The organism is Halomonas sp., from assembly GCF_033549285.1.
Classification (GTDB): Bacteria; Pseudomonadota; Gammaproteobacteria; order Pseudomonadales; family Halomonadaceae; genus Halomonas.
In genome coordinates, this window is record NZ_JAWSUJ010000112.1 from 1 (window position 1) to 12,216 (window position 12,216).

General features: G+C 71.0%; 10 protein-coding genes. 7 read left to right on the forward strand and 3 right to left on the reverse strand.

The features are described from left to right. Positions 1-334, forward strand: a 334-nt coding sequence (gene ybgF / locus SCI24_RS18455) for a tol-pal system protein YbgF (protein ID WP_318726772.1), incomplete at its 5' end; no start/stop codon positions are given. A gap of 17 nt (positions 335-351) precedes the next feature. Next, positions 352-1,116, forward strand: coding sequence for a YciK family oxidoreductase (locus tag SCI24_RS18460; RefSeq protein WP_318726773.1), 765 nt, complete (start codon positions 352-354; stop codon positions 1,114-1,116). Positions 1,117-1,147: 31 nt separating this feature from the next. On the opposite strand, the gene SCI24_RS18465 is transcribed toward SCI24_RS18460, so the two are convergent. Together SCI24_RS18465 and ubiG are read right to left on the reverse strand one after the other, a co-directional pair. Beyond that, positions 1,148-1,822, reverse strand: a complete 675-nt coding sequence (locus SCI24_RS18465; RefSeq protein ID WP_318726774.1) for an HAD-IA family hydrolase — start codon at positions 1,820-1,822, stop codon at positions 1,148-1,150. Next, positions 1,822-2,547, reverse strand: coding sequence for a bifunctional 2-polyprenyl-6-hydroxyphenol methylase/3-demethylubiquinol 3-O-methyltransferase UbiG (ubiG, locus tag SCI24_RS18470; protein WP_318726775.1), 726 nt, complete (start codon positions 2,545-2,547; stop codon positions 1,822-1,824). The genes SCI24_RS18465 and ubiG overlap by 1 nt, the downstream gene beginning before the upstream one ends. Before the next feature lie 142 nt (positions 2,548-2,689). Here ubiG and galU point away from each other — a divergent pair, with 142 nt between their 5' ends. Together galU and SCI24_RS18480 are read left to right on the forward strand one after the other, a co-directional pair. Beyond that, complete coding sequence (galU, locus tag SCI24_RS18475) at positions 2,690-3,580, forward strand: UTP--glucose-1-phosphate uridylyltransferase GalU (protein WP_133634181.1); 891 nt, start codon at positions 2,690-2,692, stop codon at positions 3,578-3,580. Positions 3,581-3,585: 5 nt separating this feature from the next. After that, entirely contained in the window at positions 3,586-4,875 is a 1,290-nt protein-coding gene (locus SCI24_RS18480) for a nucleotide sugar dehydrogenase (protein ID WP_318726776.1), read from the forward strand. A gap of 109 nt (positions 4,876-4,984) precedes the next feature. Here the strand turns inward: SCI24_RS18480 and SCI24_RS18485 are convergent, their stop codons facing one another. Next, positions 4,985-5,563 carry a superoxide dismutase gene (locus tag SCI24_RS18485; RefSeq protein WP_133634177.1) on the reverse strand — a complete coding sequence of 193 codons (579 nt, stop codon included), beginning with the start codon at positions 5,561-5,563 and terminating at the stop codon, positions 4,985-4,987. A gap of 233 nt (positions 5,564-5,796) precedes the next feature. Between SCI24_RS18485 and SCI24_RS18490 the strand changes: the two genes are divergently transcribed. The 3 genes from SCI24_RS18490 to SCI24_RS18500 all read left to right on the forward strand — a co-directional run. Further along, a complete protein-coding gene (locus SCI24_RS18490; protein ID WP_318726777.1) occupies positions 5,797-6,651 on the forward strand; it encodes a hypothetical protein in 855 nt (284 codons plus the stop codon). A gap of 39 nt (positions 6,652-6,690) precedes the next feature. Next, positions 6,691-8,535 carry an autotransporter assembly complex family protein gene (locus tag SCI24_RS18495; protein WP_318726778.1) on the forward strand — a complete coding sequence of 615 codons (1,845 nt, stop codon included), beginning with the start codon at positions 6,691-6,693 and terminating at the stop codon, positions 8,533-8,535. Between the two features lie 11 nt (positions 8,536-8,546). Continuing rightward, positions 8,547-12,216, forward strand: a 3,670-nt coding sequence (locus SCI24_RS18500) for a translocation/assembly module TamB domain-containing protein (protein ID WP_318726779.1), incomplete at its 3' end; no start/stop codon positions are given.

The following is a 12,216-nucleotide window of genomic DNA, read 5'->3' on the forward strand; positions in this document are numbered from 1 at the left end:
GGCCCGGGAGTTCGGCCAGGCCATCGGGGCCTTCGAGTCCTTCGTGTCCCAGCATCCGGACAGCCGCCTGACCGCCAACGCCCACTACTGGCTCGGCGAGCTCTACTCGGCCGAGGGCGACCTGGAGGCCGCCGATGCCGCCTTCCGGCGGGTCCTGCAGGACTTCCCGGAGAGCAGCAAGGTGCCCGATGCCCTCTACAAGCTGGGGCTGCTCGAGGCGCGCCGGGGGCGTCCCGAGGAGAGCCGGGCGCTGCTCGACCGCGTGCGCGAGGAGCACCCCGACAGCAGCGCCGCCGGGCTGGCGGAGGACTTCCTGCGCCAGGCAGGTAACTGAGGGACAGGGGAACCGAGATGACCTGCAAGATCGACTACCAGCCGGCGCCCGACCTGCTCGAGGGCCGCATCATCCTGGTGACCGGCGCCGGCGACGGCATCGGTCGCGCCGCGGCCCTGGCCTTCGCCGGCCATGGTGCCACCGTGATCCTGCTGGGGCGCACCATCGCCAAGCTGGAGAAGGTCTACGACGAGATCGAGGCCGCCGGGGGGCCCCAGCCGGCGATCTTCCCGCTCAACTTCGAGGGGGCCACGCTCAAGGACTACCATGACATGGCCGAGACCCTCGACAAGGAGTTCGGCCGTCTCGATGGCATCCTGCACAACGCCGGTGTCCTCGGCCGCATCACCCCCTTCGAGCAGTACAATCCCGAGCTCTGGGAGCAGGTGATGCAGGTCAACATCAACGGCCCGATCTGGATGACCCAGGCCCTGCTGCCGCTGCTGAAGAACTCGCCGGACGCCTCGGTGGTGTTCACCTCCTCGAGCGTGGGGCGCCGGGGCCGGGCCTACTGGGGGGCCTACGCGGTGTCCAAGTTCGCCACCGAGGGCTTCGTCGAGGTGCTGGCCGACGAGGTCGAGCACCTGGGTACGCTGCGCGTCAACAGCCTCAATCCCGGGGCGACGCGCACCGCCATGCGCAAGAGCGCCTATCCCGGGGAGAACGAGATGACGCTGCGCGCCCCGGAAGAGATCATGCCCACCTACCTGTGGCTGATGGGGCCGGACAGCCGCGGCCACAACGGCGAGAAGTTCGACGCCCAGCCGCCGAAACAGGGGTGAGGGGCAAGCCCCGGGGCCGCCCGGGGCACTTTCACCCCTCCCGCCTGGCACCGTTCAGTGCTGCCACCAGGGCCTCGGCGGTATCGAACCACAGGTCGGCCGGCCATTCCCGGTAGTCGTCCCCCGCCTCGATATAGCCGTAGCCCACCGCCACGGCGGCCATGCCGGCGGCGCGTGCCGCCTGCATGTCACGCCGGTGATCGCCGACATACCAGCATTCCGACGGTGTCGCTTTCAGGCGACGCGCGGCCTCCCTCAGGGGCTCGGGATCGGGCTTCTTGACCGGCAGGTCGTCGGCGCAGAGCAGGGCGCCGGGGGCAAGCCCCAGGGCCTCGACCAGCGGCGCGGCATAGGCCCGAGGCTTGTTGGTGACGATCCCCCAGGGGCGCTGGCCAGCCTCCCATTCGGCCAGCAGCTGCTCCAGCGGGGGGAAGACCCGGCTCTCCTCGGCCACCGCCCGCCCATAGGCCTCGAGCAGGAAGGCGCGTGCCTCGCCATGGCCTTCGGCCTCCTTGGCGAGGCCCAGTGCCAGGGTCACCAGGGCACTGCCGCCGTTGGAGACCTGGGCGCGGATCACCGGATAGGGCAGGGCGGACAGCCCGTGGTGGTGGCGCAGGGCGTTGGTGGCTCGTGCCAGGTCCGGCGCGGTGTCCACCAGGGTGCCGTCCAGGTCGAAGAGCAGGGCCCGGGGAGGCCGTCCGGCCATCACGTCGCCTCCCGGCGACAATGCATCAGGTAGTTGACCGAGACATCACTCGTCGACAGGGCGTATCGACGGGTCAGCGGCTGGAAGACCAGGCCGTTCTGCTCGCGCACGTCCAGCCCAGCCTCGCGGCACCAGGCCGCCAGTTCCGAGGGGCGGATGAAACGGCTGTAGTCGTGGGTGCCGCGCGGCAGCATGCGCAGCAGGTATTCGGCGCCGAGGACCGCCAGCGCATAGGCCTTGGGGTTGCGGTTCAGGGTCGAGAAGAACACCTGGCCACCGGGCTTGACCAGGGAGGCGCAGGCGCGCACCACCGAACCGGGATCCGGCACGTGCTCGAGCATCTCCAGGCAGGTCACCACGTCGAACTCGCCGGGGTGGGACGCGGCCATCTCCTCTACGCTGACATGGCGGTAGCCGATGGCGACCCCGCTCTCGCGGGCGTGCTGGCGGGCCACGGCCAGCGGTGCCTCACCCAGGTCGATGCCGGTGACCTCGGCGCCACGATGGGCCATGGCCTCGGCCAGGATGCCGCCGCCGCAGCCCACGTCGAGCACCCGTCGCCCGGCCAGTCCCGCCCGGGCATCGATGAAGTCCAGGCGCAGCGGGTTGATGTCGTGGAGCGGCTTGAACTCGCCTTGCGGATCCCACCAGCGGTCGGCCAGGGCCTCGAACTTGGCGATCTCCGCCTGGTCGACGTTGTTCGCTTCCGGGTGGCTTGCACTCATCTGCTCTCTCCATGGTGTCGCCGACCTGATACTCTGGCAGGCCAGGCTCGGTCCGGTATCATGAGGTATTGTACCCGCTCCCGGGAGGGCATTCCCACGCTTTCCCCGGGGCCAGATTCTCAACAGTGACAGGGACCGCACCATGATCAACAAGGCTGTTCTTCCCGTTGCCGGGTTCGGCACGCGCTGTCTCCCGGCCTCCAAGGCCATTCCCAAGGAGATGATCACCATCGTCGACCGGCCGGTGATCCAGTACGTGGTCCAGGAGGCCGTCGCCGCCGGCATTCGCGACATCGTGCTGGTGACCCATGGCACCAAGAGCGCCATCGAGAACCACTTCGACAAGCACTTCGAGCTCGAGGCGAGCCTCGAGGCCAAGGGCAAGACGGAGCTGCTGGAGGAGCTGCGTTCCATCGTGCCCGCCGACGTCAACATCATCAGCGTGCGCCAGCCCGAGCCGCTGGGCCTGGGCCATGCGGTGCTCTGCGCGCGTCCGGTGGTGGGCGACGACGAGCCCTTCGCGGTGCTGCTGCCCGACGTGCTGGTCGATGACGAGGGCATCGAGCCCAACGACCTGGCGGGCATGATCGCCTCCTTCGAGGCCAGCCACCACAGCCAGCTGATGGTCGAGGAGGTGCCCCACGACATGGTCCACAAGTACGGCATCGTCGACACCGGCGGCGAGCTCCCCGGCCCCGGCGAGTCGCGGCCGATCGCCGGGGTGGTGGAGAAGCCACCCGTCGACGAGGCGCCCTCCAACCTGGCGGTGATCGGTCGCTACGTGCTGCCGGGGCGGATCTTCTCGCTGCTCGCCGATACCCCGCCGGGGGCCGGCAACGAGATCCAGCTCACCGATGCCATCGAGACCCTGCGTCGCGAGGAGGGCGTGGATGCCTGGCGGATGCGTGGCAAGACCTACGACTGCGGCCACCAGCTGGGCTACCTGGAGGCTATCCTCGCCTATGGCCGCCGCCACGCCCGCTACGGCCAGGGCTTCCGTGAGCTGCTGACACGCTACGCCGGAGAGGAGTGAGACCCATGCGGGTACTGATCCACGGTAGCGAGCTGGCCGCCGCCACCGCCGCGGCGGCGCTCTCCTGGGTCGGCCACCGGGTGACCTGGTTGCCCCACGCCTCGGCCGACTGGTCCACACTCTCCGCCAGCGGCTGGCTGACCAGCGAACCGGAGCTGATGCGACGCCTCGAGGAGGGGCTGGGCCAGGGCAGCCTGCGCCTGGTCGCCGACGAGGGGGACGCCGTCGGCGGCGAGCCCTTCGACGTCTTCTGGCTCGCCGTCTCCCCGGATCAGCGCCAGGACGCGGCCGACAGCGTCGAGCGCCTGATGGCCGGGCTCTGCCCGGGGGCGGTACTGGTCAACAACTCCACCTTTCCGGTGGGCGAGACCGAGCAGCTGGAGTCACGCCTCGAGGGCTGCCGGGCGGTGGCCCTCGCCGACCTGCTCGAGGAGGGGCGCGCCTGGGAGACCTTCACCCGGCCCTCGCGCTGGCTGCTGGGCTGCGACGACGACGGCGCCGAGCGCCAGGTGCGCGAGCTGCTGCGCGCCTTCAACCGCCGCCGCGAGGTATTCCAGCGCATGCCGCGCCGCGCCGCGGAGCTCACCAAGCTGGCCATCAACGGCATGCTCGCCACGCGCATCAGCTACATGAACGACATTGCCGGCCTGGCCGACAGCCTGGGCGTGGACGTGGAGTACGTCCGGCAGGGCATGGGCGCCGACTCGCGCATCGGCTACGAGTACCTCTATCCCGGCTGCGGCTTCGGCGGCCCCAACTTCTCCCGCGACCTGATGCGCCTGGCCGACGTCCAGTCGGCGAGCGGGCGCCACTCGGCACTGCTCGACCAGGTGCTCGACATCAACGAGCACAAGAAGGAGACGCTGTTCCGCAAGCTCTGGGCGCACTTCCACGGCCGCCTGGAGGGGCGCCGGGTAGCGATCTGGGGGGCGGCCTTCAAGCCCGGCACCGCTCGCATCGACCAGGCGCCGGTGCTCACCCTGCTGCGCGCGCTCTGGGCCCAGGGCGTGACGGTGCGCCTGCATGACCCGGCGGCGATCCCGGCCGTGCTGGCCGAGGTCGGTGAGCACCCGCTGCTCGAAGTGTTCCGGGGAGATCCCCTGGAGGCCTGCGAGGGGGCCGATGCGCTGATGCTGGTTACCGAGTGGAAGGCCTACTGGAACCCCGACTGGCCGCGGCTGGCCGAGCGGCTCGGCGAGAAGCTGCTGCTGGACGGGCGCAACATCTACGACCCCGCCCATGTCGCCGCCTGCGGCATGCACTACCGGGGGATCGGGCGTCGCGCCGACCCCTAGCCGGCGCTCATGACCCTGGTCACCCTGCAACGGGGCGACCAACGCAAGCGGCCCCGCCAGTTGGCGGGGCCGCTTGCGTTCAGCCGGTCGGCGCCGAGGCGCCGAATGATCAGCTGAAGTTCTGGGCGACGAAGTCCCAGTTGAGGACGCTCCAGACGTTCTCGAGGTACTTGGGACGCGCGTTGCGATAGTCGATGTAGTAGGCGTGTTCCCACACATCGATGGTCAGCAGCGGGGTCTGGCCATGGGCGATGGGCGTGTCGGCATTGCTGGTGTTGACGATGTCGACACCGCCGTCGTCGGTCTTGATCAGCCAGGTCCAGCCGGAACCGAAGTTGCCCGCGGCCTGGGCGTTGAAGGTTTCCTTGAACTTGTCGAAGGAACCGAACTTGGCATTGATGGCCTCGGCCAGCGCGCCGCTCGGCTCACCGCCACCGTTGGGCGACAGGCAGTGCCAGTAGAAGGTGTGGTTCCAGACCTGGGCCGCCTGGTTGAACAGGCCGCCGGAGGAGGACTTGATGATCTCCTCGAGGGACTTGTTGGCATCGTCGGTGCCATCGGTCAGCTCGTTGAGCTTGTTCACGTAGGTCTGGTGGTGCTTGCCGTAGTGATACTCGAGGGTCTCGGCGGAGATGTGCGGTTCCAGCGCGTTCTTCTCGTAAGGCAGTGCGGGCAGTTCGAATGCCATCGAATCTCTCCTTGTCGTCAGCGGTGTCGGTACAGCACCCCATGGTGCGGCATCGGAACGTCGGGGTTCAAGGCCGGTCGGCTGGCGTTGACGGCCCCCGTGCGTTCCGATGACAAAAAACCTTACACTATCAGGACGATGTGTCGGTGCTGTCGCGGCATCATAGCACCCGCCCCCAGGGGCGCCAATCGACCGGTCCCCTGACACCCCGTTCCCCAGAGAAGGAGTTCGCCATGGCAGAGCGCCCGGATGCCCCCCGGTACAGCCGGCCGATCGTACCGGACCCGGATGCCAGCCTGTCGGCGCCACGCTGGCGGCAGCCTCCGCCCCCGCGGGTATGGCCGCTATGGCTGCTGGTGCTGCTGCTCCTCGCCGCCGGTGCCGTCCTGGCCTGGGCCGGCTGGCAGGAGCGCGAGCGCCTGCAGGGCGAACTCGCCCGGGTCAGCGGCGAGCTCTCCAATGTGCATGCCCGCTTCGACGCGGAAGCGGGCCGGGGGGAGGCCCTCACCACCCTGCAGGCGCGCCTGGACGAGCTGGCCAACCTGGAGGCCGAGCTCGACGCGGTCATCGATAATCGCCTGGCCACGCTCGAGACCCGGCAGGAGGAGCGTCTGGCGCCCCTCGAGGAGGCGATGGCCGCCCTCGAGGACCGGCTCGACACCCTTGGCGAGGAGAGCGAAGCCCGTGACGATACCCTGGCCGCGACGCTGGCCGCGACCCGCAGCTCCCTGGATGCCCTGGAACGGGCGGGCGAGGAGGGACGGGCCGCCTTGCGCGAGCGGGTGGCCGCGTTCGACGATGCCCGGGAGGCGGACATCGAGCGCCGCGAGACCCTGGCCACGGCCCTGGAGGCGCTGGAGGAGCGCCTCGCCGACCAGCGCGACACCCGGCAGTCACGCCTGGCCTCTCTGGAGGAGATGCTGGCGGAGCTTGCGGCCGACGTTGAAGCCCTGGCGGGTTCACGCGATGATGCGCAGGAACGGAGTGAGACGCTGGACAACCGGCTTCGGGACCTCGAATCGGGGCTGCGCGAACTGCGCCAGGCGCAGCTCGCCACGAGCGCCCAGCTCGAGGCCCTTCGCCAGTGACATGTCGCCAGTCAGGAAGCGGTACCTATGGATAATCGCGTGTTCACACGCCTGGGGATGGCGACAGTCTGCCTGGGCCTGGCGCCCGGCGCCCTGGCCCTCGAGGCCAGCATCGAGGGGATCGAGGATCCGCTGGCGGAGAACGTCCGCCTCTATCTCGACGGACTGGAGGCGGAACAGTACAGCCCCGCTCGCCTGGAGAGCGAGGTGCTGCGGCGCAGCAGCGAGGCGCTGCGGGTCTACGGCTACTACTCGCCGCGGATCGAGCCGCGTTTCGACGACCCCGAGGCCCCGACCCGGGTGACGCTCTCCATCAGCCCGGGGGAGCCGGTGCGCATCGAGGTCCTGTCGCTCTCCGTGACCGGCGACGCCGCCGAGGATGCCCCCTTCACCGACGCCATCGAGGCCTTTCCCCTCTCGGAGGGAGATCGCCTGCGCCATGCCCCCTTCGACAGCCTGCGCAGCCGGCTGGCGAACCTCGCCCTCGAGCGCGGCTACTTCGACTGGCGCTTCACCGACCGGCGAATGGAGGTCAGGCCCTACGCCAACAGCGCCCGGCTCTACCTGGCGCTGGACAGCGGCCAGCGCCATCGCTTCGGTGACGTGAGCTTCCAGGGCCACCACATCGAGACCACGCGGCTGGAGGCGCTGGCCCCCTTCGCCAGCGGTGACCCCTACCTGGCGAGCCAGGTGGCCAGGTTCAACCAGCGCCTGGGCCAGACCGAGTGGTTCGCCTCGGTGAACGTGCGCCCGCGCCTGGACCGGGAGCTGGCCCGTCTGGCGCTGCCGGATGTCGAGCCGGGCTGGTGGCAGTCGCTGGACGTCGAGGGCGTGGCGCCCGTCGGCGACCGGGGGCCGCGCATCGCCGCCGAGGCGCTGGTGTCGGCCGCCGGCCTGCAGCGCCCGGCCGTCCCCGAGGTGCCCATCGACGTGGTGGTGACCCCCGCCGATCGACACCAGTTCGAGGTGGGGGTGGGCTATGCCACCGACGTGGGGCCCCGCCTGCGCTTCTCCTGGGACCAGCCCTGGATCAACCGCTATGGCCACAGCCTGGATCACGACCTCTACCTCTCGGGGCCGGAGCAGCAGTTCACCGGGGTCTATACCCTGCCGCTGGCCGACCCGCTGCGGGACAGCTATCGCTTCCAGTACGGCCTGCGCAACAAGGACAACGAGGACACCCGGACCCTGGAGAGCACGGTGGAGGCGGCCCGTCGCTGGGCGTTCGACAACGGCTGGGAGCAGACCCTCTACCTGCGCGGCACCTACGAGGACTTCACCCAGGCCGGCGTCTCCAACCAGGTGCTGCTGCTCTATCCCGGCATCAGCTGGTCGCGTACGCGTACCCGCAATCCCACCTTCCCCACCTGGGGCGATCGCCAGCGCCTGGCCGTGGAATATTCCAGCGACTGGTGGGGCTCCGCCGCCGAGTTCCTGCGCCTCACCGGCGACAGCGAATGGATCCGCATGCTCGGCGACGACAACCGCTTCGTCGGCCGGGTCGGCGTCGGCAGCATCACCACCGACGACTTCGAGGACGTGCCGCCCTCGCTGCGCTTCTTCACCGGCGGCGATCGCAGCGTACGCGGCTACGCCTACGAGAGCCTCGCGCCCGAGGACGATGAGGGCCGCCTGCTGGGCGGCGAGCAGCTGTTCACCGCCAGCCTCGAGGCCCAGCGCCGCATCACCGGCAAGTGGTGGGCGGCGAGCTTCATCGACACCGGCGATGCCTTCAGCGACTGGGGCCCGAGCGAGCTCAAGACCGGGGCCGGCCTGGGGGTCCGCTGGATCTCCCCGGTCGGCCCGATTCGCCTCGATGTCGCCCACCCCTTCGACGTGGATGATGCCTATCGCATCCACTTTGCCATCGGTCCGGAATTCTGAGAGTCCCCATCTTGAGACCCCGTGCATTGACCTGGGCCCTGGCCCGACTGCTGATCGTCCTGCCGCTGTGGCTGCTGGGCCTGGTGCTGCTCCTGATGGGCCTGGCGCTCTCCCCCTGGGGCACCGGCGTGCTGCTCGAGCAGGGTGCCAAGCGCGGCTTCTACGAGCTGGGCGGCGTGGAGGGCGCCCCGCTGGATCGCCTGGTGCTGCATGACCTTCGCCTGGAGGCCGGCCCGGCCCGTATCGCCCTGAGCCGCCTCGAGCTGGCCTGGTCCGAGGAGTGCGTCCTTAAGGGCCGGCTGTGTCTCGACCGGCTGGCCGTGGAGGGCGCCGATATCCGCCTGGCCGGCTCGGACGCCGAGCCGGAGGTGGCGTCGCGGGAGGAGGCCGGCGCGCCCCTCGAGGAGATCCAGCTGCCGTTCCCGGTGGAGCTGCGCGAGCTGTCGCTGACTGATGTGACCCTGCAGCTCGCCGACGGCACCCGGCTGGCCTGGGCCTCCTTCACCACCGGCCTCCGGGCCGAGGAGAGCAGCCTGACCCTGCTGCCCACCCGGCTGGCCGGCACGCGCCTGACCCTGCCGCTCTCGGCGGGCACCCGCCTGGCCCTGAGCGAGGCCGAGCAGCAGGGCCCCCGGCTCACGGCGGCGGCCATCGATGCGGCCATCGCAGTGCGCTCGCCACTGCCGGCAGCGGCCGCCGCCGAGCTGGAGGGGCTCGCCGACCTGCCGCTGGACGAACGGCCCCGGCGCGTGCTCCCCGAGGTGACCCTGCCCATGGCGGTGGAGGTACCGGAGCTCGCCATCGAGAACTTCGCGATCGCCGGGTCGGTGGAGTACGGCGTCGAGCAGCTGCTGCTGCGCCTCAGCGCCCGCGGCCAGGAGGTCGAGATCGACACCCTGGCGGTGGCCACCGCCGATGCGGATGCCGAGCTGAAGGCCCGCGTGGCGCTTCGCGACGACTATCCCCTGGAGGCCCGGCTGGCCGCCGACCTCTACCTGCCGGAACGGATGCCGGCGCTGGAGGGGGAGCGCATCGAGCTCGCCCTGGCCGGCAGCCTGGCCGACCTCGAGGTGGACCTGGTCACCCGGGGACCGGTGGAGGCCCACCTGGTGGCGCGCCTCGACGCCCTCGACCCGACCCTGCCGTTCACCGCCTCGCTGCAGAGCGACGCCCTCCAGTGGCCGCTGCCCGGGGCCGAGGAGCCGCCGGTCGGCGAGGGGGAAAAAGCGGCGGCCGAGGCGGAAGAAGACGCGAGCGAGGCGCCCGCCGAGCCCTGGCAGGTCGAGGGGCTCGCGGTGCACCTGGAGGGCAGCCTGGTCGACTATCGCAGCCGGGTGTCGCTCAATGTTCGCGGCCCGTCGCTGCCGCCCACCGACCTGCTGGTCAGTGGCAGCGGTGACCTCGAGCACTTCCGCTGGTCACCGCTGACGGTCAACCAGCAGGGCGCCGTGCTCCTCAGCCGCGGCCAGGCCGCCTGGCGCGACGGCCTCGACGTCGAGGCCACGCTCACGCTCGATAACCTGGCCCCTGGCCGCTTCGTCGAGGGCCTCGACGGTCGCCTGGGCGGCGGCGCCGAGCTGGCCTTCGTCCAGGACGAGGCGGGCTGGCGACTCGAGGTGCCGGGGCTGGATCTCCAGGGCGTGCTGGACGATCGTCCGCTGAGCCTCGAGGCCGTCCTCGCCGGGAACAGCGACATGCGCTGGGACATCGAGACCCTGGACTTCCGCCAGGGCGCCAACCGGGTCAGCATGGCCGGGCGGGTGAGCCGCGAGGCCCTGGACCTGGCCGGCGACCTGGACATGCCGGCGCTGGAGAGCCTCTACCCCGGTCTCGGCGGCACCCTGGCCGGACACTTCTCCACGGCGGGCAGCCTGGAGGCGCCGGAGCTCGATCTCGCGCTGACCGGCCGCTCGCTGGCCTTCGCCGGCAATGCCGTGGAGGCGCTCGACCTGACGGCCCGGGTCGCCGGCCTGGAGGACCCCGACCTGGCAGTGGCCCTGGAGGTCAGCCGCCTAGAGACCGGCGGGCAGCGTCTCGACGCCCTCACCCTGGACCTCGACGGGCGACTCTCCGAACATGTCCTGCGCCTGGCCGCGGAGGGCGGCGACGAGATGCCGCTGTCGCGGCTGGCCCTGGCCCTGGAGGGCGGGCTCGACGCCGCCCGGGAGCGCTATCGCGGGGCCCTGACGCCGCTCGAGGTCGACAGCGACTTCGGGGATATCCGCCTCGCCGAGGCGCTGACCTTCGACGCCAACCTGCCCGCGGGGTCGGTGCGGGTGGCGCCCTTCTGCCTGTCCCGCCGCCAGGGCGGCGAGGTGTGCCTGACCGAGCCGCTGGAGGCCTCGGCCGAGGCCGGACGGGCCGCGCTCGAGATCCGCGACCTGCCCATGGACCTGGCCGATACGGCCATGCCGCCGGGGTGGCGAATCAGTGGCGAGAGCGCCGGCACCCTGGCGGCCGTCTGGTCCGCCGGCGGTTCGCGCTGGCAACTGACCGCCGACCTCGACAGCCGCGCCGAGGTCACCGGCGAGGACGCCTATGGTCGGCCGTGGTCGGTCCCCGGCACCACCCTGGGCGTGGCGCTGGAGGCCAGCGAGGCGCGAGCGGACCTCGACCTCGAGCTGGGACTGGCCGACAGCGGCGAGCTGCGCCTGGCCCTTCGCATCGACGAGCCGCTGGGGGAGGGCGTGCTCGACGGCCGGCTGCGCATCGATGACCTGCGCCTGGCCCCCTATCGGCCCCTGGCGGCCGGCCTGGAGACCCTGGAAGGGGGGCTCGACGGCGATATCCGCATCGGCGGCACCCGCGAGTCACCCCGACTCGACGGCCGGCTTGCCCTGGCCGGACTCAAAGCCGGGGGCCTGGACCTGCCGCTGGAGGTGCGCGACGGGGAGCTGGTCGTGGAGCTGGCCGGCGACCGCGCCGACATCGACGGCTTCCTGGCCGCCGACGAGGGGCGCCTGGAGATCGCCGGCAATGCACGCTGGCCCGAGGGCGGAAGCTGGCAGGCCGCCGTCGACCTGCAGGCCGTCGATGACCCCCTGCTGGCGGTGCTGCCGGAGTTCGGGCGTCTGCGCCTGGCCCCCGACCTGAGAATCCGCGCCACCCCGGAGCGGCTGCAGGTCCGCGGCACGGTCGATATCCCCTGGGCGCGGCTCGAGGCGGGGGAGGTGCCCGACTCGGCCATGGCCCCGAGCCCGGACGAGGTGATCATCACCGAGGAGCAGGACCGTCGGGCCGCCCAGGCGCAAGAAGCCGCAGCAGCGAACGGCGAGCCCGGCGAGTCCACCGCCGAGGCCATGGCCCGGGCCGGCATGGCCATCGACATCCTGATCACCCTCTCCCTGGGGCCGGACATGCAGCTGGAGGCCTATGGGCTGGAGTCAGGGCTCTCGGGCAACCTCGAGGTGCGCCAGCAGAACGGGCCGGTCCAGCTGTTCGGCGACGTCAGCCTGGTCAACGGCTGCTTCCGGGCCTTTGGCCAGGACCTGCTGATCCGCGAGGGGATCATCTTCTTCAGCGGCCCCCCGGGACAGCCGCTGCTCGACTTCGAGGCGATCCGCAATCCCGCGGCGACCCAGGACGAGGTGATCGCCGGCCTGCGCGTCACCGGCTCGGCGGATTCACCGAGCCTGGAGATCTTCTCCGAACCGGCCATGGACGAGGCCAGCGCGCTCTCCT